This is a genomic window from Mycoplasma sp. 4463, from assembly GCF_048381515.1.
In the GTDB taxonomy this organism is placed as follows: Bacteria; Bacillota_I; Bacilli_A; order Mycoplasmatales; family Metamycoplasmataceae; genus Mycoplasmopsis.
The window spans coordinates 1-21163 of the sequence record NZ_JBLWID010000011.1 but is presented as its reverse complement, the minus strand read 5'-3'; the positions used below and the strand labels follow the sequence as shown (position 1 = coordinate 21163).

The following is a 21163-nucleotide window of genomic DNA, read 5'->3' as shown; positions in this document are numbered from 1 at the left end:
TTTAAAAGTATATTAAGTTGTATTCAGACATTTTAATGAATTATTAAAATAACTATTCAGTTTTCAAAGAATATTTAACACCTTTAATGGTGTTTTTTTATTTTCAAAAAAATATAAAAAAAATTTCATAAAAATATTTTTTATATTATAATAATAACGCAACTAATGATTGTTGGAGAAGTAGCTCAGCTTGGTAGAGCACTACATTTGGGCTGTAGTGGTCGCAGGTTCAAATCCTGTCTTCTTCACCATTTATATGGGGGGTTAGCTCATTTGGCTAGAGCGCCTGCCTTGCACGCAGGAGGTGGTGGGTTCGAATCCCATACTCTCCACCATATATGGCACTGTAGCTCAGTTGGTTAGAGCATCCGGTTCATACCCGGAAGGTCAAGAGTTCGAATCTCTTCGGTGCTACCAAATTACGGACCTATAGCTCAACGGTTAGAGCAACCGGCTCATAACCGGTCGGTTACAGGTTCGAATCCTGTTAGGTCCACCATAAGGGTGATTACCCAAGTCTGGCTGAAGGGACTAGTCTTGAAAACTAGCAGGGGCTTCACGGCCCGCGGGGGTTCGAATCCCTCATCACCCGCCAATAACAGGAGATACATAGCAGAGTGGAGCAGTGGTAGCTCGTCGGGCTCATAACCCGAAGGTCGAAAGTTCAATTCTTTCCTCTGCAACCAAAACGGTCCAGTGGTAAAGTGGTTTAATACGCCTCCCTGTCACGGAGGAGAACGCGGGTTCGATCCCCGTCTGGACCGCCATTATGGCCTTGTAGCTCAGTAGGTAGAGCAACAGATTGAAGCTCTGTGTGTCGCTGGTTCGATTCCTGCCGAGGCCACCAAAAATCCTCTAATTTGTTAACTTGTTAAGTTAGTAAATTAGAGGATTTTCTTATATAATTTAATTTATTTATAATTAATTTATAATTTAACAACAGGGAGAAAATATGGACTTCAAAAAGACTTTAAATATGCCACAAACAAGCTTTGAAATGAAAGCTAATTTAATTGAAAAAGAAAGTAAATATAGAGAAAAGTGATATCAAGATAACATATATCAAAGAATATTAGAAGAATATAAAGATAATATGTCTTTCATTTTGCATGATGGTCCACCATATGCTAATGGAGATTTACATGTAGGTCATGCTTTAAACAAAATCTTAAAAGATATAATTGTGAGATGAAAAACTTTAAATAAATATTATTCTCCATTTGTTCCTGGATGAGATACACATGGATTACCTATTGAACATAAAATGCTTTCAGAAAGTAACCTTAAGAAAGAAGAAATTTCACCACTTGAGTTAAGAATTAAAGCGAAAGCTTATGCATTGGAACAAGTCGAAATTCAGAAAGAACAATTTAAACAATTACAACTTTTTTCAGATTTTAAAAAGTATTACATTACTTTAGATAAGAAATATGTAGCTAAACAATTAGAAGTCTTTTCTAAAATGATTTTAGATGGTTTAGTATATAAGGGACTTAAACCGATTTATTGATCTCCTACTTCACAAAGTGCTTTAGCAGAAGCTGAAGTTGAATATAAAGAAGTAAGAAGTCCATCATTATATTTAAAACTAAGAGTTGTAAGTAGTAACTTCGACAAGATCCATAACGGTGATGATATTGTTGTTTGAACAACTACTCCTTGAACATTATTAGCTAACTCAGGAGCTGCCGTAGGGCTTAAAATTAAATATATCAGAGTTAAGGTTGAAAATGATACTCTAATTTTTTCAGAAGAATTATTCAAGAAATATGCTGAGAAGAATGAAATTTATGAATATGACATTCTAGATGAATTTTATGGGTATGAAGTTCTTGGCAAAAATATTTTATATTTCACACCAATCACTCGTTTATTAGCTCCGTTAGTTGTTGGTCATCATGTTACTGAAGAATCAGGTACAGGTATTGTTCATATTGCTCCAATGTTCGGAGAAGACGACTTTTTAATTGGGCAAAGATTTAATTTAGAACAAATTATGCACATTGCAGATGATGGAACTATCTTTGGAACAAGTACTGATTTTGATGGTTTATTTTATGACAGTGCAAACAAACCTATTGTTGAGTTTTTAGATGATAGAGTTATGAAATTGGAGTTTATGAAGCACTCATATCCACATGATTGAAGAACTCACAAACCAATTATTTATAGAGGCACACCTCAATGATTTGTTTCTATTGATAAAATTAGAAGAGACATTTTAGAAAATATTGAAACAAAAGTTTCAACATATCCAGAATGAGCTAAAACAAGATTAAGAAATATGATTGCAGAAAGAGGTGATTGAACTATTTCAAGACAAAGAACTTGAGGTGTTCCAATCATTATCTTTTATGATGAACATAAAAACCCTGTAATCGATAAAGAACAATTTGATTTCACAATTAATCAAGTTTTAGAGCACGATATCAATATCTGATGAGAATGAGACACACAAGACTTATTGCATCCAAAATACAAAGGTAGAGAATTTACAAGAGAAATGGATATTATGGATGTTTGATTTGATTCTGGTGTTTCATTTACTGCTGTTGATATTGATGAGCGTTACAAGGCTCCGTATGACTTATATTTAGAGGGAATTGACCAATACAGAGGTTGATTTAACTCATCTATCATTAACTCAGTTGCATATCAAAAAACAGCTCCATATAAGCAAATTGTTTCACACGGTTTTGTTTTAGATAAGAATGGTGACAAGATGTCAAAATCATTAGGAAATGTAATTAAGCCTATTGATGTTGTTAAAAAACGTGGTGCAGATATATTAAGATTATGAGCAGCTAATAGTGAATATACAAATGATGTAAATATTTCAGATGATATCCTTGATCAAAACACTGAAATCTATAGAAAAATCAGAAATACTATCAGATTTATGTTAGGTAATTTATCTGGTTTTGAATATGATTCTAATATTCAAAAAACAGGTATTCATGCACTTATTTCAGAACAATTAAATGAATTAAAATTAAATATTAAAAAAGCTTATGATGAATATAAATTCATTAATGTTGTTAAATTATTAAATAACTATATTGTTGACTTATCTGGATTCTATTTATCAATTACTAAAGACATCCTTTATATAAGAAAATCAAACGATCCAGAAAGATTAATGGTTCAATCTAACTTATATGAAATCGTAGACTTTATTATTAAAGCAATTGCTCCTATTTTACCTACAACAGCTGAAGAAGCGTACGGACACTTTAATAAAGCTACAAAGCATGACTCAATAATGTTTGATGCATTTGATTTTAATGATGTTGCAGTTAATAAATCATTAATTGAACAATTTGATGAATTCTTCCAATTACGTGCTGAAGTAAATGCTAAAGTTGATAACTTAATTAAAGAAGGTACAATTAAGAGAATTAATGAAGTATATGTTAAATTACCAAATTCATTATCAGACTTTATCAAATCACTTGATTTAAAAACTTTATTAATGGTAGGTAAAGTATCATTTGAATCAAATGATGAATTAGAAATTACAACATTTGATTCTGAAAAATGTCAAAGATGTTGAAATCATTTTGAAAAATCAGAGATGATAGATAATTTATGTAATACATGTTATGAAATTCTAAAAGATTGGGAAGATAAATAATTATGAATAATCAAGAACAAAAAAATAAAACTTTTGTTACTAAAATAGTTGAACACTTCAAAGTAAATTGAAAATCAATTTTAACTGCATATGTAATATTATTCATTACTTTTGCAATTTTCTTAACAATAGACCAACTAACAAAAACTTTTTTATTTAAACATGGTGATGTTTTAAGATTAAGACAAGATGGACAAATTCCTTTACCAGATGGAACATACATTTTCCCTGAAAATATTTATCCATCAAATTCTGGTGAATGACAAAATTTTGGTTTATTTGGAATTAGATCTATTTGACATAAAGGTGTCACATTTCTTAAAACAACTAATATTGCTTTAATTCAAGGATTAAGCTTTATGGTGGCTGCATTTATCCTAATATTACCTTTATTCTTCGCTAAGAATTCTTTATACTATTCAATCCCATTAGGTATCTTACTAGCAGGAGATTTCGGAAACGCGTTAGATAGAATTTTATTTAATGGTTATGTAAAAGATATGCTTTACTTACCTTGAGCAGATAAAGGTACATTCAATCTAGCTGATACATTTGTATTTGTTGGTATTATAGTATTCGTTATTATTTCAATTACAATGTGAATTAAAGAAGCACGTGAAGAGGATAAAGATTTAGAATACGAAGCTAACATTTATATACGTAATAAATAATTCAGTAATTAAATAAACATCTCAACATTGTTGGGATGTTTTTTGTACTAATTTCGTAAATTCATAGTGTTAAATTTAGTTTCCTAATCAATGAATGTAAGTGATGAAATTTGTGTTTCATTAGAGATCAGAATTTTTTAGAAAAAAATTTAAAAAATATTTTTGTTTTTATTTATCAGTGCTATAATATTCACAGTGGTTATAGCAAAGGGGATCACCTGAATCCATTCCGAACTCAGTAGTTAAGCCCTTTAGTGCCGAAGATAGCTTTACAGTGAAAATAGGGAGCCGCTGCTTTTTTTATACCTTTTTTAAAAAATGTTATATCAAAAGCAGCAAAAAGTTTAAATTTCACAAAAAATAAGTGCTAAAAAGCACTTTTTTATTTTTTGGTATAATAATTACATATTGTTTAAGGGAGGTTAAAATGATTCACAATGATTTAACAAAACAAGATGTTTTTTCACTTTTAGATAATTCAAAAGGTGTGAAACTTTTAGTATTTTATGCAGACTGATGTGGTCCATGTAAAATGTTATATGCAAACACATTAACTGAATTAGACCAAAAAGATAATGTCGAAATATTAAGAGTTAATATTGATAAAAACAGAGATTTTGCAAGAGAAATGAATATTACAAGTATTCCATATATTCAAATTTATAAGGATGCAAAATATGTAACTTCACTTTCTGGATATTTACCATATTCAGAATTAAAATCGGTTTTAGACAAAGTGTCAAAAGAGTAATAAAAAAATGGTGCCAACAACTGGACTCGAACCAGCGACCCCTTCCTTACCATGGAAGTGCTCTGCCTGCTGAGCTATGATGGCACATTTAATAAGTTAATTTTATCAATAAAATTAAAAAAGCAACATAATTAAATGTTGCTTTTTGTTTTAGAATAATCCTCCAAGACCACTTAAACCACTTGTTCCACCATTTTTGAATTTATTAGCCATATCAACTATTCTTTTTTGCATTGATTCAAATTCATTAAGTAGTTTATTGTATTCTTGGACGCTTCTTCCTGAACCTTTTAAAATTCTTTCTTTTCTAGATGCTTGTTTTAAAAGTTTAGGATTTTTTCTTTCTTTCTTGGTCATTGAAGACATTAAGATTTGGTAAAGTTGAATTTTTTCTTCAGCTTTATCTAAGTCTTCTTCATTAATTTTATTTGATAAAGAACCTGGAAGCATTTTAAGTAATTTTGAGAATTTACCTAATTTCTTCATTTGCTTAATTTGATCCATTAAATCATCAAGGTCAAATTTGCCTGAAAAAATTCTTTCAACCATATTTTTTGCTTTATCTTCATCAATGTTATCTTGCGCATGTTCGATAAGTGATAAAACATCACCCATCCCCAGAATTCTATCAGCCATACGATTAGGGTGAAATAAATCAATATTAGATGTTTTTTCACCTGTACCAATAAATCTGATAGGCACATTTAAAACTTGACGTAAGCTTAATGCGGCTCCACCACGCGCATCTGAATCAAGTTTTGTAATAATTAAACCTGATAAGCTTAAGTTATCATTGAATGTTTGAGCAACATTAACAATGTCTTGACCAGACATAGCATCAGCAACAAAGAATATTTCAGATGGATGAGCAATTTGTTTAATGTTTTTAAGCTCTTGCATTAATTTCTCATCAATTGATAAACGACCAGCTGTATCGATAATAATTAAGTCATTTTTATTAGCATCAGCTTGTTTTAATGCATTAGTTACAATTTCTTCTGCAGGAACTTCAACACCTTGCTCATAGTAATCAACTTGAATACTCTTTGCTAAAGTTACTAATTGTTGCACTGCAGCTGGACGATAAATGTCAGCTGCAACAACAAGTGGATTATTTACGAATTTTTTCTTTCTAAGATAGTAAGCAATTTTAGCTGTTGCTGTAGTTTTCCCTGAACCTTGAAGTCCACACATCATAATGATATAAGGTTTTTTTGTGATTGAAATTTCGGTAGTTTTTCCACCTAAAATATTTACAAGTTCATCTTGAAAAATTTTAATCATTTGTTGTGATGGATTTAATTTACCTATAATTTCAGATTCTAAAGCCTTTGCTTTAACATTATTAATAAACTCTTTAACAACCCTTAAGTTAACGTCAGCTTCAAGAAGTGCTAATTTTACGTCTTTAGTTACTTCTAAAATATCAGCTTCATTTAGAGTTGTTTTTTTTGACATTTTTGCAATACTTTTTTGTATTCTTTTCTCTAAAAAATCTAACATAGTCATATTATAACATTAAAAACTTTTTATATAGTTTTCTCAAGCATACTAATAAATAAATATTTATTAGTAAATACAAATAAAATCTATAAAAAATATATAATTGAATTTATGATTGAATTAGTAGTTAAATATCCTGAAAGAATTGATAAATATATTTCAAATAATACTGAAATATCACGTAATGATATTAAGCAACTTATTGATGAGAGAGTTGTAACAGTTGATGATGTTTTGGTTAATAAACCTAAATTTACGGTGAGAGAAGGTCAAGTAATTAAAATTTCAAGAGTACTTGATAAGGAGATTAAAGTAGTTCCTAAACAAATGGATTTAGATATTGTTTATGATGATGAATATTTATGCGTCATTAATAAACCAACTGGTATGACAGTTCACCCAGCTCCAGGTCATTATGAAGACACATTAGTGAATGGACTTTTATATCATTTTAAAAATAATTTATCAGATCAAAATGGATTGCTTAGACCAGGCATCGTTCATAGAATTGACAAAGACACAAGCGGTTTATTAGTTATTGCAAAGACCAATGAGGTTCATAATAAACTTTCTGAGTTATTTGCTACTCACGAAATTAAGCGTTCATATTTAGCAATTTGTGATGGCGTATTAGAAAGTAAAAAACTTAAATTAGTCTTACCTATTGGTAGAAATGCTAAAGATAGACTTAAAATGGAAGTAACTGATATTAATGCTAAACCAGCAACTACTCACGTTACTTTATTAAAAACATTTTACATTGATAACTTACCTAAATCACTTGTAAAATGCGAACTTGAGACAGGAAGAACTCATCAAATCAGAGTGCATATGGCATATATTAAAAATCCAATTTATGGAGATCCTGTTTACAACAAGTATGTTGATGAAAATGGACAAAGATTACACGCTTATAAATTAGAATTACATCATCCTATGACTGGAAAAGAAATGGTGTTTTATTCAAAACCACCACACGACTTTGATGTAGCTGATTTTAATTTCGATGAATTTATAAAAGAAGATGAAATAAAGGAGGTTTTGAATGCTTAAATGAAATTTAAGAGATTTTCTAAAATATCGTAAAGCAGATGAACTGTATGAGAAAGGACAAAAAACATTTGCTAGTTGAGTTTGACTTTTATTTGCTTCAATCACATTAATTGCTGCATTAACATTGGCTGGCTTCTTAATTGTAACAATCGGACACAATACATTTTTAAACCCTGACACTACAAATTTATCATCAGATGAAGTAATTAAAGTCGAAAGTGAAAGTAAAAGTTTTTTTATTTTTTGCATAATAAATCATTTTTTTTACATAATTATTTTTTGTGCTGCTGCAATTGTGATAATTGTTTCTTTTATCAAAGTTCGTAAGGAAAAAACTTATCTTAATTTCAATAGATGACCAATTCTATTATCAACAATTGTAGGACTATTCAGTGTTTTCACATTATTCAAGTACATTTACAACGGCACATTTAATCAACAAGGTTTACCAAATATTGTAATTGCAATTGTTGTTATTGATGTTGTTACAACTATATTAACAATTGTTAACTGATTAATTCCTGCTAAAAAAGTTGTATTTATTATTAAGATGTTCTACTCAATTAAAATGGAAGAAGAAACACTTGCTATGGCTGCTAAAATGCAAGAGTTATTCAAAAATAACCCAAATGGTATTTCTGATTTATTTTCAGGATTTGCTAACGGCGCAAACTTAAATGATATTTTCAAAAATCAAAACAAATCAGCAGATGCTACTGATTCAGAAAAGAAAGATTTATCAGAAGAAGAAAAAATTCAAGCAGATGTCCAAAAAGAAACTGCAATCAAAAAACTTTTAGAAATTCCAAATGAGCAATTATTCAAAATGGCTGAATTATTAGGTATTAGTGGATATCAAGAAATGCCTAAAGATAAATTAGCTGAACTAATTTTTAATTACACAAAACAAGCTGAAGAGGAACATAATAAAGAAAATGCTTAATAGGCATTTTCTTTATCTTTAATTATGGTTTACACACATAAATTACTTGCTGAAAATGAAATTTCAGTTGATAAAGATTGATTTGTTTTATTAGGAGAAAGATACACTTATAAATTGCTTCCTAATAATTATCTTTACATATTTGACTCAAGTCAAAAAGTAGCAAAATCACTACGTTGTAGGTCTGAAAGAAGAATAAAACCATTATTATTGGAGTTTGTAAGAGAGCAAATTTCAATAATTATTCAGAAATACTTTGATGAATATTCACAAATAATGAGCCTTGATAAAAGGTGAAGATGGGAGTTAAAAAACTCAAAATCATACTGAGGAAGATGTGTAATTAGTTCATCAGATCCCAAAAAACAATTTTTAATAATGTTCAATGAGAGATTGTATTTAATCGACGAATATTTTATTAAAGAAACTGTAGTTCACGAATTATTGCATGCAGTAGGTTTCGTTAAACACGATAAAACTTTTAAAAAAGAATTAGTTCGCCATTTACCTGATTTAAAAGAAAAGATTGAAGCTCATTATCATCCAATTTTGAGCAGAACTTCAAAGGTATAAGAAAATTCTCATCAATCGATGAGAATTTTTCATTTCTATTTAATTTTGATTAAGTAAATATTTTTCTTACCAACGTGTAGAAGTGCGAATTTGTTATTTCATAAACTTGAATTTAAAACGCTATCTTCATTTACTGGTTCTAAATTGAGCTTAATTGAATTATTTGCAATAAACTCTCTAGCTTCACGTTTTGATTTAATAATGTTATTTTCAATAAGTTGATTAATTAAATTTTGGTCTTTAACTAATTCAAAATGGATAATATCTTCATAAATGTCAGATATTTCTTCTGTTGAATAATTTGATAAATCTAAATTTTTATTAAATAATATTTCTGAAATTAATTTTGCTTTTTTAGCTTCAGCACTGGAGTGAACGTCGGAAATAACTGCATAAGCAAGCTCTTTTTGAGCATATCTTAATGAAGGTTGCTCTTTATGTTTTTCGATAATTTGTTCAATTTGCTCTAATGGTAAAAATGTTAGTCATTTAAGTAATTTTTCAACTTCACTATCAGGTTGATTTAACAAGAATTGATACATAACAAATGGTTTTGTTTTTGATGCATCTAATCATAAACTACCACCACCTGTTGATTTACCAAATTTATTTCCATTTGCATCAGTTAATAAGTTAGCTGTGATTGCGACTGCTTTATGATCGTTTCCGTGCAATGTAGAAATCATATCTAAACCAGTTGTGATATTTCCTCATTGATCTGAACCACCGAATTGAATGCAAATATTTTTATCTTTGTATAAAGTAGCAAAGTCTCAACCTTGAATTAATTGGTAAGTGAATTCGGTAAAACTTAATCCTTTTTCAATTCTAGAAGCAACTGAATCTTTAGCAAGCATATATGAAATATTTACTAATTTACCTACAGATCTAAGAAATTCTAAAATATTCATATCTTTGTAAAAATCATAGTTATCTACAACAGTTAAACCGTATGATTCAAGCTGTGCCTTAATTTTATTTTTATTTTCTAGAACAGTAACATCATCAAGAAGTTGTCTTTCAGAATCTTTGAAAGAAGGGTCACCGATCATTCCTGTAGCTCCACCTAAGATTACATAAGTTGTAAAGCCTGCTTGTTTAAATCTTAATAAGTTAGCTATTTGAATGTAATTTCCTAAGTGTAAACTTGTTGCTGTTGGGTCAAAGCCACAGTAAACTCCAACACCTTCCGGAAGTGAGTTGAATTTTTCCTCATTACTAATGGCTTTTAAAATACCACGGTTTCTTAATTCTTTAAGTACATTCATTTTAAAATTCAAAATCCTTTCCAATTTGTTCGCTTGTTCCGAAAATTAATCCTTCTCTATCGATTCCTAAAGTTCTGTATCCTGATAGCATTCCATAACTTTTTACATTAAGCATTTCGCCTTCTAAGACTTCTAGACCACTGAAAACAGTTGTTCCCGGTAATGATAAAACAACAACTTTACCTTCTTGAGAATCCAATGTGTTTGTAACTAATTGAATATGTTCATTTGTTTCTTTATTAATTAAAACTTCTAGAACAAATAACTTTTCACTTTTAGGGTGTTTTTCTCTTTTTGTAATTAAACCGTAAATAATTTTAGGTGCATTTTCTAAAGCAAAACCATTTTTAACTAAAACTGAAGATAATTTTGTAATTTGTTCTGCATTTAATGCCCCAAATTTTGAACTAGGTTCAATATCAAGAAGCTTATTATCAAGTAAATTTATAGAATGTATTTTTTTATTATCATCTGAAAAAATAATCATATTATCAAGTTGTATTTGTTGAGTTTTCGAAACTCTACTATCAACAAAAATAATAGATACATTTGAGAATGATTTATCCAAATTATTAAACAATATCATAAACAAAATTATACATAAATTTAATATAATTGAATTTATGAAAAAGGTAGCTATAGTAGTAGACTCAGCTTCAGGATTAAATAAAAAACAAGCTGAAGATTTAGGATGATTTTATCTTCCTTTAAGAATTGAATTAGATGGAAAAACATACAATGATGGTATCGATTTAACACCAGAAGATTTTTTCACTTACTTTAATCTAGATACAAAAACCTATAGAACTTCTGCAACACCAATCGGGATAGCAGAAGATTTAATTAGTGAGTTATCAAAAACACACGATTATGTTGTTGTTTTCCCTATTTCAAAACATTTATCAAGTCAATATCAAAACTTAAAGGCTCTTGAATCATCATATCCAAAATTAAGAGTTATTGAGTCGATTTTTGTTGCATCATTAATCACACTTCAAGTTTGAGATTTTGTTGAATTAATCAAAAATGGAACTGATGTTGATGAAGCAATTAGAGAAATTGAACAATGAGATGAAAGACAAAAAGTTTCAATTTTTCCTAAACACAATGAATACTTATTAAAAGGAGGAAGATTAACACCTGCTGCAGCTGTTGTTGCTAGATTGCTTAGAATCATTCCTATTGTAAGTTTCTATAAAGGAAAATTAGAAAAGGAAGGAAAAGGTTTAGTATTCTTAAAAACAATTTACAAGAATATTGATGCTAAATTAAAGGATAACGATAAAGATATCTTAATTATCCATTCAAATTCAGGCGATTTAAAAGATGTTGTTGATTATATAAAAAGCAAGGGAAAAAATAGAGTTTTCACAACATTATTACCTAACTGTATTTCAGTTCATACAGGACCTGAAACTATTGTTGTAGTTCAATTATCTAAAAACTTAACTGAAGAAAAAATTAGTACATTATAGAATGCTAAAAAAAATCGTTTGTTCTAGTCTGCAAGACTTAGAACTTTTTATAAATCAAAATTTTGAACTATTTAAAGAGAAACAATTTTTATTATTATCAGGTGATTTAGGAGCTGGAAAAACTACTTTCACTAAATTATTAGGTAAAAAAATAGGTATAAAAGAGAAGATTACATCACCAAGTTTTTCATATATGAAAAACTATGATGGTCTAATTCATATTGATTTATACAACTTTAAATCTTCAATTGATGAGTTTGAAGATTATTTTGATGATAATTTAGTTGTTATTGAATGAGCGAACTTGCAAAATTTAGATTTTACACATTATGTAAAAATTAATGCATATATGAATGAAGACGAAAAACATGTTTTTGAAATTACAGAGGTTAAATAATGAATGTTTATTTAGATACAGCAACAGAGGATTTTGTTTTAGTTTTATTTGATAAAGATTTCAATGTTGTTGACTTTGTTTTATTAGAAGGTTATAAGAAAAAAGTTCAGTTAATAACTGAACAATTTCAACTGTTATTGAGCAAAAATAATTTAACAGTAGGTAAAATTAATAACTTTTATATAAACAAGGGACCAGGTTTTTTCACTGGTGTAAGAAGTTCTTTAGTTTACTTTAGAACTTTTGCTCTTTTATATAAAAAACCTCTCTTTACAATTAATACATTTGAAATTTTAGAAACATTAAGTCCTAATAGAGAAAACTTCTATATAGATGCGCAAGGTTCAAAAGTATATTTTTATGATAAAAACACCATTCAAATAGTTGATAAGGATTCAACTGAAGTTGACAAAGTAGATTATAAAAAGATGATTGATAGCTTCAAGGATTTTAAAGATAAGTTCAAAGAAGAAAACACTATGAGCGTAGAACCTTTATATATTAAACAACCTCAAATTGGAGGTGTAAACTAATGAGAATTTTAGGTATTGAAACTTCCCATGATGACACATCTTTAGCAGTTTTAGAAGATGGAAAAGTTTTAGATTTATGAACTATTTCACAAATTGATATTTTTAAAGAGTTCGGAGGAACCATTCCTGAAATAGCTTCACGTGAGCATGTTAAAAATATCGCGCTTATTCAGGAATTAATATTGCAAAAATATGATCCAAATTCTTTTGATTATATTGCTTACACGAAAGAACCTGGTTTAATAGGAACGCTACAAGTTGGTTATTTATTTGCAAGTGCTTTTGCACTAGCAATAAATAAACCTTTAGTGCCTGTCAATCACCTTGTTGGTCATTTTTTATCAGCCACATTAACTAACGAAATTACATTCCCTGCATTATGTTTATTAGTTTCTGGTGGGCATACGCAATTAATTTATGCTAAAGATGTAGAAGATTTAGAAATCATCGGTGAGACACTTGATGATGCTGTTGGAGAAGCTTTCGATAAGGTTTCTTCAAGATTAGGTCTAGGTTTTCCTGGTGGACCGATTATCGATAAGCTTTTCAAAGAATATGATGGTGAATTTACAAAATTAACATTTCCACACACAGATAATGAATTAGATTTTTCATTTAGTGGTCTTAAAACACAAGTTTTAAACAAAGTTAACAAAGCTCAAATGAAAAATGAAGAACTTGACAAGGAACAACTTGCTGTCTCTTTTCAAAAAACAGCTATTGACTACTTGATTAGTAAAACTAAAGCAGCATTAGAGAAATATGATGTTGAAACTTTAGTTTTAGGCGGTGGAGTTTCTGCTAACTCCTACCTAAGGGAAGAGTTTTGTAAATTGCATAAAAACACTATTGTTCCATCATTAAAATATGCGACAGATAATGGTGCTATGATAGCTCAAGTTGCATATCTAGCTTTTTCCTGAAAAAAATAAAAAAACTTTTAAATAATTTATAATTAAATTGATAGATTAATTAGGAGGCATTTATGAATTCAGTATCACCAAAAAGCAGATTAGTTTTAACTTTATTATCATTCTTCTTAGGAGCATTTGGAGTAGATAGATTCTATGCCGGAAGAATCGGATTAGGTTTATTAAAAGTTTTAGTAGGATCATGAATTTCAGTTGGAATTTGACCAATTGTTGACTTCATTTTAGCTGTTTGTGGAAAACAAAAAGATGCAAATGGTAACGAAATTTCAAAATGATAATTCAGTTATCGCTAATTAAAATTATGTTTTTAAAATGAACAATATAAGTTGTTCATTTTTTAATTTACTTATTTTATAGTGAACAAGGCATAAAAAAAACTAACTCATATTATTTAAATGAGTTAGTTAATCATTAAAAGTATTATTTTGTAATTTTTGTAAAGTCACTTTCTAAGTTAGCTGCAGCTTCTGAGTTTACATCAGCTAAAATTAATGACATTCTTAATGCTGAGATAATTAAGTTGTTTGCTACAGATTTATTAAATCCAAACGCTTCAATTTTTGATGTAAATTCTGCTATTTGTTCTGCTGAAGCATTAACTGGATATTTAGCAACTCAGTATTGTATAGCTTTAGCGTTTTCAACATCTTTTGTAGCTTGTTTCACAAATTCTTGTTCTAAATCAGCTTCTGATGATTTGATTAATTGTAAGTACTCAGTTTTCTTCATTCCAAATTGTTTTAATTGTTTTTCGAATTCAGATTTTAATAATCCAAGTCTTTCTTCCACGAATGATGGGTGCAAGTTAACTTTTGCTAATTTGATTGTTTGTTCAATTAATGAAAGGTAGAATGAATCAACGTTTGAGAAGAATTTTTTAATGAAAACATTGTTTTTAAGTTCTTTTTCAAGTGATTTAAGATCTGTGATTTTTGGATCACCAAGTAATTTAACATTTTCATCTGTAAATTCGAATAATTTTAATCTCTTTATTGAGTTAATTGAAACTTGGAATACTGATTCTTTGTTTTGGTATTCTTTAACGAAGTAGTCAGCAGGGAATGTAACAAATACATCGCCTTTTCATCCTACTGATTTACCAACAAGTTGATCTTCAAATCCTGGAATAAATGTTTTTGAACCTAATTTTAAATCATAGTTTTCAGCTTCTCCACCTTCAAATGGTGTGTTGTCAATAAATCCTTTGAAGTTAATGTTAACTGTATCTCCAAGTTTTGTTTTAGCTTTTTTATCTGTAATTTCTTCATTAACAGATAATTTTTCTTGGATATCTTTCTTCATATCATCAACATCTTTTTTAGCTACTTTAATTGATTTGTATTCTAATTTTAATTTTTTAGGATCTACTGCAAAATCTGGTTCTTCAACAAAAATGTAAACTAAGTAAAGATCTTCACCATCTTTTTGTAAGTCTAACATTGGGTATCTAGCTGCTTTAATTTTGTTTTTTGCAGCATATTCAAAAACAGCTGGAAGATTTTCATTGCTAAATGAGTTAACTGTATCAGTAAATGCAGCTCTGTGGTCTACATATTTTTCGATTTCAGCTTTAGGAGCTTTTCCTGGTCTGTAACCTTTAACTTTAACTTTTTTAGCTAATTTGTCTGTAAATTCTTTTAATTTTTTATCAAAATCTGCTTGATTAATTTTAACTTTAACAACAACTTCTGATTTTTTCTTATCTTTTGTATGTGTAATCATGGTTACCTCCAATATTATTAATAAATTAATAATATTTTACACTATATTAAAAATTAAGGGTGTAAAAAATAAACATGCGAGAGCATGTTTAAATTATTGAATCTAAAATGACTTTTGGGTCTTTGTCATTGAATAAAACATCGATAATTCCTTGTAAAAACGGAATATCTTTAATGTTATATTCTTCAATTATTTTTTGTAATGTTATTGCTGTATCGTAACCTTCGGTAGTTACGTTTTGTGTTGCTAAAGCTTCGCTAACACCTACTTTTGCAACATTAATACCAAAACTAAAGTTTCTACTTGTAGGTGATGAACATGTTAAGAAAATATCCCCCATAGCTGCAAAATTGTAACCAATTGTATCTTCCTCATTAGGGAACATAGTTTTATATATTTTAAATATTTCATAAGTCCCTAATGTAAGGAGTCCAGCGTGTGAATTTTGACCCGGATATAAAACTGATGTCATTCCTAATCCAATCGCCAAAACATTTTTAAGAGCAGCAAATACCTCAGCACCTTTAATATCATCATATGGTTTTACATAAAAATGTGAATTATTAAAGCATTGTGCAACTTCTTGGTTGAATTTTGAATTTGTCCCCACAATGTTAACCATTGTAAGTTTTCCTTCAAAAACTTCAATTGCAAATGATGGTCCCATAATTGACGCAAGATTTTCGAGATTTTTATCAAATGCAGTAGTTATATAGTCAGAAAAGAATTGTTTTGTTTCAGGTTCAAGACCTTTTGATAAGTTGATAATGCTAATTTTTTTGTTTCCAAGCACTTTGGCTGATTGTCTTAAAATTGTACCAACAGCAACTGATGGAACAGCTAGGATCACTGTGTTTACATTTTCATAAAAGTAACCTAAATCATTTGTTGCTGAAATAAGATTAGAGTTTTTAAATGGAATCTCACCAAAAAATTTGCGATTATATCCATAGTTAATATCGCTAATTTCTTGTTCATTAATTCCATACATAATTACTGGAAAATTATTCTCAATTAAAATATTTGCTAATGCAGAACCGAATGCACCAGTCCCTAGCACACCGAATTTAATTTTTTCTTTCATATTACTAATTTTACTTTATTTAATATAAAAAAAGAGCACAAAAAAATGGCAGGAGTAGCAGGATTCGAACCCACAACACACGGGGTTGAAGCCCGTTGTTCTACCGTTGAACTATACTCCTAAAGCCATCTATATTATATATTATTTATCTAAAATCCTAATAACATCTTTAACTGTTTTTACATCCCTTAATTCATCGTCAGAAATTGTAATTCCTAATCTTTCTTCAGCATCAAAAATTAATTCAGCTAGATCAAGAGAGTCAACTCCAAGTTCTCTAATATTAGAGTCTTCTGTTATGTTTTTGTTTTTAGATATTTTTTTAAGTTCACTAAAAACTAAGTCTTTAATATTTGAATTCATGACTTAATTATATATTATTTAAGCTCTATTAAATAAGTTTTAGTTTTTACTTTGTCTTCATTAATGTGCTTCATATAAATAAAAATTTGATTTTTATTGATAATTTTATAATCGAACAAAATTGAACCATATTTTGTAGGAAATCTCCTGATTACGTCGTGGATTACAGATTTAACAATATCTTCATCGATGTATTTAAATCCATATTCATCAACTTTTACAAATTTTTCAAAATATTTCGCCTCTAATGTTGGAAAAAATCAGGAATTCTCATCTTCTTCGTAATTGTAATAATTTTTGATTTTTCCATCATTTCTTTTTCATCTTTTGCCAGGAACTTCTTCAAACTGTTTTCTATTTTCTGATAAGTTTCTATGTAGAAAGTATGCACCAGTCCCTATTAAACCACCGACAACACAAATGAGTACAACTTTACTGATTTTTTTGATCAAGTCTTTTCTTTGTCTGTTCATCTAAAATGAACTCATTGAAGTTGAAAAATTCATCTTTAATTATTTTGATTGAATCTTTTAAGTCAATTACGAAGCGATATGTAACTTTAGGATTGTCATCATCAAAATAAGCAATTCTCAATCTTTTATCTGTATTACTTTCGTAAAGTTGAGTGGGTTTGATATCAAAAGTTTTGATGAAATCAAAATTGAAATAAGGTGTGGAAATTGGAAATTTAAAAGTTAATAGACCACTATATTGATATGGAATTTTTAAGGATTTACTAGGTATTAAACCTGGAATTTTGTTAATTGTCATATCTGATTCATTAGTAGTTAAATAGTCATCTATCCTTACCACCTTGTGATAACAGTTATTTTCAATTAGTCCAGAGTGATAAATATTATCGTCATTTTCTTTTTCTAAATGCAAATTAATTTTTTCATTTTTGGACAAGAAATTATTTATATGAACTTCATTGACATTAATTTGCATATCTGTATTTTTATTATTTTCTCCAGGCATCAAATTATCTTTTTTATCATTAAATTGTGTAATTTTCAATAAATTCGTGAATTGATTTATATTATTAATTTTTGGTAATTCTAAAATGATGTTGTGATAGTACTTTTTAGTTCAGTAAGTTGAATTTTCAGAAAAATTAAAAACATATGAGTAAGGCACTTTGATTTTAAATAATAAATTTTGTGGAGATATTTGTTGTGAATTCTTAATTTCATTCCCAAAAATTACCTGATATTCCTTAAATAATTCTTCCTCAATTCCCAAAACTTTGGATGTAAATGTAAACCTAATGAAGATTGAATTTAATTTATTGAATGGTGTATCTAACTCAATGAAATTCAGTCTCTTGAAATTACTAAGACCAAAATCGTCAGTACTAAATTCAGCTTTTTGTTCCTTATTAACAAAAAAATAAGCTTTAATAGTAAATTTATTATTTAAAATGTTTAGATTAAATCTTCTTTTTAGAAGGTATCTGAGAGCTTCAGTAAATGGTGTATTGATTTTATCTTTAAATCCAAAACTGATGTCTGTATATCCATTTGATAAAATTCTATCTATACTAATAATAAATGGTAAATCAAAATTACTTAGATCAAAATTTCCTAGATTTCCACCATTTAATATGTTTACTTTGAAGTCTCTTTGTTCAACAATATAAGTATCCTGATTGTGTATGGACACAATGTTATACATAGTTAAAGTAGATTTCTATAAACTCTTTGATAGCGTCTCGTTTTCTCTTGTAGAATGTGGTCTTTGAGAAATAATCGGTATATCATTCCTTGTTATATCTTGTTTCTTCGTCACAATACATTTTGTTGATTATTCAAGAATTTTGAATTTTCATCAATGATAAAACTAATCCGACTAATGAAGAGTCCTTTTTGAGTTTGTTAGTTTCAATCTCGAGTTGTTTAGAAACCTCAGGATCATTTTTGTGTCTTAAAATAGTTTCTAAATTAACTATTTTACTTTTAAGATTTTTAATAAAAATATCTCTTAATTTAAATATATTATTTACTACTGCGCACTCTTGAGCATATAATGCTTTTTCTTGTGCTTCGGTTAATAGATTTTGTTGCATGTTTTCTCCGTTTAATAAATTTATATATGTAATTATTTTTTGAATATTTTTGGCCATATTTTTCCTCCTTTCACACTTATTTTGTAAAAAAACTACCGATTTTGATCAAAAAAATACTAAAAAAGAACAAAGGTATTGCTTTGTTCACATTTAATGCAAAAATAGAATATAAAAAAATGATGTACAACATCATTTTTAATATGCCTTTGCAAAGACCACATATCTACTTGTTTTATTATCACAACCCTCTCAAAAACACTCGACATCCTTGATTGGTTTATCTAAAGAAAGAGGAATGCATCTTGCTGTTGCTCCGGTGTCTTCTTTGATTTGATCTTCAACATTACCATCACAGCAAAATGGAGCAATAACAAACTTGTTTTCAGCTATTTTTGATTTGAAATCTTCGTAGTTATAAACGTATTCTTGATTGTTGATTAATCTTTGTTCGGCTTGTTCGTATAAATTATCATGAATTTGTTTTAATAATTCTGAAACAATATTTTTAACATCCTTAATTGCTATTTGTGATTTTTCAAGAGTATCTCTTCTAACGATTGTAACTTGATTGTTTTCTAAATCTTTAGGCCCAAGTTCAATTCTTAATGGAACTCCTTGTATTTCTGAGTTAGAAGCTTTGAAACCTGGGTTTTTATCAGTATCATCTAATCTAACACGGAATTTTCTTGAAAGGTCAGCGAAAAGTTTTTTAGCTGTTTCATGAATTTGTGGATTCTTATTTGCGAATAATTCTAAAATATCAATTTGAACTGGAGCAACATAAGGAGGGATGATAATTCCTCTATTGTCACCATGTGTCATAATAAGTGCACCAATTAATCTAGTTGTGCAACCTCATGAAGTTTGATAAACATTTTCAAATTCATTCTTTTCATTTTTAAAAAGAATTTCAAAAGGTTTTGAGAAGTTTTGAGCTAAATAGTGGCTAGTTCCTGCTTGAAGAGCATATCCATTTTTCATCATAGCTTCAATTGTTCAAGTTGTACATGCACCTGCGAATTTTTCATTTGGTGTTTTCTTACCTATAATAGTAGGAATAGCAAGGTATTTTTTTAGGAATTTAGAATACACTTTAATCATTTCTTTTGAAAGAGTTCTAGCTTCGAGTGATGATGAATGAGCTGTATGCCCTTCTTGTCACAAGAATTCTCTAGATCTTAAAAATGGTCTAGTTGTTTTTTCTCATCTAATAACACTTACTCATTGGTTGTAGATCATTGGTAAATCTTTATATGATTGAATTGAGTTTTTAAATAAGTGTGCAAATAAAACCTCTGATGTAGGTCTAATAAAAAGTTTCTCATCTAACTCTTTATTACCGGCCATTGTAACTGTAGCAAGTTCAGGATTGAATCCATCAATGTGTTCTTTTTCTTTGTTGAAAAGTGATTCAGGAATTAATAATGGTAAGTTAACATTTTGAACATTTTTTTCTTTGAATGCTTTATTTAAATTTTCTTGAATTAGTTCTCAAATTCCATATGAGTTAGGAAGTAAAAACATTGTACCTTTTGTAGGTCCGTACATCATTAATTTTCCGTTTTGAACAACGTCTGTATATCATTGAGTGAAGTCTTGTTCTAATGGTGTAATTTTGTCTAATTGTTTGTTATTATTCATAGTTTTTAAATTTTAGCACAAAAGATAAATTTAAGAGGTCAAAATTCAAAAAGTGCAAATTTAAACTATTTTTATTTAAAAATTGCGTTTTTAATAAAAAAGTAATGCAAAAAAGGTAATAAAAAAACACCTTTCGGTGATATGGCTGCCCCAGTTAGATTCGAACTAACGCATCGTGGAACCAAAACCCACTGCCTTACCGCTTGGCTATGGGGCAATCATGGTGGGGGGAGAGGGATTCGAACCCCCGAATCCGAAGAAAGTGGGTTACAGCCACCCGCATTTGGCCGCTTTGCTATCCCCCCAAACACATCAATATTATAAAACAAAAAAAATATTTTGAAAATAAAAAAATGTTTTTTATTAGGTTATATAAGAGTGAAAAATATAAAAGAAAAAGCAACAATTGTTGCTAATTTCCAAAATTATCTATGGTGTCCTAAAACTGATTGAATTCTTTCTTTTGTAGGTTCAACAACAATGTATGTTCCTGCAACACATGCATCCTGAGTTTCCAAGTTGGAAGCTCATTTTTTATAATTTTTAAACTCTACT

21 protein-coding genes, 12 tRNA genes and 1 rRNA gene are annotated in these 21163 nt (G+C 28.8%); 20 read left to right on the top strand and 14 right to left on the bottom strand.

The genetic code is table 4. The features are described from left to right. Positions 1–174 precede the first annotated feature (174 nt). The 12 genes from ACNF36_RS01340 (at position 175) to ACNF36_RS01285 (ending at position 5056) form a co-directional block, all read left to right on the top strand. Positions 175–251, top strand: a tRNA-Pro gene (locus tag ACNF36_RS01340). A 7-nt stretch (positions 252–258) separates the two neighbouring features. Beyond that, positions 259–335 (top strand) — tRNA-Ala (locus ACNF36_RS01335). 5 nt (positions 336–340) lie between these two features. Beyond that, positions 341–417, top strand: a tRNA-Met gene (locus ACNF36_RS01330). A 6-nt stretch (positions 418–423) separates the two neighbouring features. Further along, positions 424–499, top strand: a tRNA-Ile gene (locus ACNF36_RS01325). 3 nt (positions 500–502) lie between these two features. Continuing rightward, positions 503–595, top strand: a tRNA-Ser gene (locus ACNF36_RS01320). Positions 596–611: 16 nt separating this feature from the next. Beyond that, positions 612–686, top strand: a tRNA-Met gene (locus ACNF36_RS01315). 4 nt (positions 687–690) lie between these two features. Then, positions 691–767 (top strand) — tRNA-Asp (locus tag ACNF36_RS01310). Between the two features lie 4 nt (positions 768–771). Further along, positions 772–847 (top strand) — tRNA-Phe (locus ACNF36_RS01305). A 105-nt stretch (positions 848–952) separates the two neighbouring features. Further along, entirely contained in the window at positions 953–3634 is a 2682-nt protein-coding gene (ileS, locus tag ACNF36_RS01300) for an isoleucine--tRNA ligase (RefSeq protein WP_418303469.1), read from the top strand. Positions 3635–3636: 2 nt separating this feature from the next. Continuing rightward, positions 3637–4305 (top strand): signal peptidase II, encoded by a 669-nt coding sequence (locus tag ACNF36_RS01295; RefSeq protein ID WP_418303468.1) that lies wholly within the window; start codon positions 3637–3639, stop codon positions 4303–4305. A gap of 191 nt (positions 4306–4496) precedes the next feature. Continuing rightward, positions 4497–4602, top strand: a 5S ribosomal RNA gene (gene rrf, locus ACNF36_RS01290). A 130-nt stretch (positions 4603–4732) separates the two neighbouring features. Next, complete coding sequence (locus ACNF36_RS01285; protein ID WP_418303467.1) at positions 4733–5056, top strand: thioredoxin family protein; 324 nt, start codon at positions 4733–4735, stop codon at positions 5054–5056. A gap of 8 nt (positions 5057–5064) precedes the next feature. On the opposite strand, the gene ACNF36_RS01280 is transcribed toward ACNF36_RS01285, so the two are convergent. Continuing rightward, positions 5065–5140, bottom strand: a tRNA-Thr gene (locus ACNF36_RS01280). 66 nt (positions 5141–5206) lie between these two features. Then, positions 5207–6559: a signal recognition particle protein gene (ffh, locus tag ACNF36_RS01275; RefSeq protein WP_418303466.1), complete on the bottom strand. Its 1353-nt coding sequence runs from the start codon at positions 6557–6559 to the stop codon at positions 5207–5209. A gap of 111 nt (positions 6560–6670) precedes the next feature. Between ffh and ACNF36_RS01270 the strand changes: the two genes are divergently transcribed. The 3 genes from ACNF36_RS01270 to ACNF36_RS01260 are packed head-to-tail and all read left to right on the top strand — an operon-like array spanning position 6671 to position 9128. Then, the gene (locus ACNF36_RS01270; protein WP_418303465.1) at positions 6671–7612 is read left to right on the top strand and encodes an RluA family pseudouridine synthase; all 942 of its coding nucleotides are present in this window, start codon (positions 6671–6673) and stop codon (positions 7610–7612) included. Next, positions 7605–8555, top strand: coding sequence for a hypothetical protein (locus ACNF36_RS01265; protein ID WP_418303464.1), 951 nt, complete (start codon positions 7605–7607; stop codon positions 8553–8555). The genes ACNF36_RS01270 and ACNF36_RS01265 overlap by 8 nt, the downstream gene beginning before the upstream one ends. A gap of 24 nt (positions 8556–8579) precedes the next feature. Further along, on the top strand, positions 8580–9128 hold the full coding sequence (locus ACNF36_RS01260) for a SprT-like domain-containing protein (RefSeq protein ID WP_418303463.1): 549 nt from the start codon (positions 8580–8582) through the stop codon (positions 9126–9128). A gap of 35 nt (positions 9129–9163) precedes the next feature. On the opposite strand, the gene tyrS is transcribed toward ACNF36_RS01260, so the two are convergent. Both tyrS and tapR read right to left on the bottom strand, forming a co-directional pair. After that, positions 9164–10396, bottom strand: a complete 1233-nt coding sequence (gene tyrS / locus ACNF36_RS01255) for a tyrosine--tRNA ligase (RefSeq protein WP_418303462.1) — start codon at positions 10394–10396, stop codon at positions 9164–9166. 1 nt (position 10397) lies between these two features. Continuing rightward, complete coding sequence (tapR, locus tag ACNF36_RS01250) at positions 10398–10982, bottom strand: TyrS-associated PheT N-terminal domain-related protein TapR (protein WP_418303461.1); 585 nt, start codon at positions 10980–10982, stop codon at positions 10398–10400. A gap of 37 nt (positions 10983–11019) precedes the next feature. Here tapR and ACNF36_RS01245 point away from each other — a divergent pair, with 37 nt between their 5' ends. Genes ACNF36_RS01245 through ACNF36_RS01225 form a run of 5 tightly spaced genes read left to right on the top strand, consistent with a single transcriptional unit; the run spans position 11020 to position 14011 of the window. Next, entirely contained in the window at positions 11020–11871 is an 852-nt protein-coding gene (locus ACNF36_RS01245) for a DegV family protein (RefSeq protein WP_418303460.1), read from the top strand. A 1-nt stretch (position 11872) separates the two neighbouring features. Next, positions 11873–12268, top strand: coding sequence for a tRNA (adenosine(37)-N6)-threonylcarbamoyltransferase complex ATPase subunit type 1 TsaE (tsaE, locus tag ACNF36_RS01240; protein WP_323176808.1), 396 nt, complete (start codon positions 11873–11875; stop codon positions 12266–12268). Further along, on the top strand, positions 12268–12801 hold the full coding sequence (tsaB, locus tag ACNF36_RS01235) for a tRNA (adenosine(37)-N6)-threonylcarbamoyltransferase complex dimerization subunit type 1 TsaB (protein ID WP_418303459.1): 534 nt from the start codon (positions 12268–12270) through the stop codon (positions 12799–12801). The genes tsaE and tsaB overlap by 1 nt, the downstream gene beginning before the upstream one ends. Further along, complete coding sequence (tsaD, locus tag ACNF36_RS01230; protein WP_418303458.1) at positions 12801–13733, top strand: tRNA (adenosine(37)-N6)-threonylcarbamoyltransferase complex transferase subunit TsaD; 933 nt, start codon at positions 12801–12803, stop codon at positions 13731–13733. The genes tsaB and tsaD overlap by 1 nt, the downstream gene beginning before the upstream one ends. A 53-nt stretch (positions 13734–13786) precedes the next feature. Then, on the top strand, positions 13787–14011 hold the full coding sequence (locus ACNF36_RS01225) for a TM2 domain-containing protein (protein ID WP_418303457.1): 225 nt from the start codon (positions 13787–13789) through the stop codon (positions 14009–14011). 142 nt (positions 14012–14153) lie between these two features. Here the strand turns inward: ACNF36_RS01225 and tig are convergent, their stop codons facing one another. From tig to ACNF36_RS01175, 10 genes are all read right to left on the bottom strand, one after another. Next, entirely contained in the window at positions 14154–15455 is a 1302-nt protein-coding gene (gene tig / locus ACNF36_RS01220) for a trigger factor (RefSeq protein ID WP_418303456.1), read from the bottom strand. Positions 15456–15543: 88 nt separating this feature from the next. Continuing rightward, positions 15544–16539: an NAD(P)H-dependent glycerol-3-phosphate dehydrogenase gene (locus ACNF36_RS01215; RefSeq protein ID WP_418303455.1), complete on the bottom strand. Its 996-nt coding sequence runs from the start codon at positions 16537–16539 to the stop codon at positions 15544–15546. 46 nt (positions 16540–16585) lie between these two features. Then, positions 16586–16660, bottom strand: a tRNA-Trp gene (locus ACNF36_RS01210). Between the two features lie 20 nt (positions 16661–16680). Beyond that, complete coding sequence (locus tag ACNF36_RS01205; protein ID WP_257089230.1) at positions 16681–16902, bottom strand: acyl carrier protein; 222 nt, start codon at positions 16900–16902, stop codon at positions 16681–16683. Between the two features lie 14 nt (positions 16903–16916). Next, positions 16917–17375 (bottom strand): MHO_1590 family protein, encoded by a 459-nt coding sequence (locus tag ACNF36_RS01200; protein WP_418303454.1) that lies wholly within the window; start codon positions 17373–17375, stop codon positions 16917–16919. After that, complete coding sequence (locus ACNF36_RS01195) at positions 17335–18576, bottom strand: MHO_1580 family protein (RefSeq protein ID WP_418303453.1); 1242 nt, start codon at positions 18574–18576, stop codon at positions 17335–17337. The genes ACNF36_RS01200 and ACNF36_RS01195 overlap by 41 nt, the downstream gene beginning before the upstream one ends. Next, a complete protein-coding gene (locus ACNF36_RS01190) occupies positions 18569–19024 on the bottom strand; it encodes an MG284/MPN403 family protein (protein ID WP_418303452.1) in 456 nt (151 codons plus the stop codon). The genes ACNF36_RS01195 and ACNF36_RS01190 overlap by 8 nt, the downstream gene beginning before the upstream one ends. Before the next feature lie 138 nt (positions 19025–19162). Then, positions 19163–20608 (bottom strand): proline--tRNA ligase, encoded by a 1446-nt coding sequence (proS, locus tag ACNF36_RS01185; RefSeq protein ID WP_418303451.1) that lies wholly within the window; start codon positions 20606–20608, stop codon positions 19163–19165. 142 nt (positions 20609–20750) lie between these two features. Next, a tRNA-Gln gene (locus ACNF36_RS01180) sits at positions 20751–20825 on the bottom strand. 4 nt (positions 20826–20829) lie between these two features. Further along, positions 20830–20913 (bottom strand) — tRNA-Tyr (locus ACNF36_RS01175). Between the last annotated feature and the right edge of the window lie 250 nt (positions 20914–21163).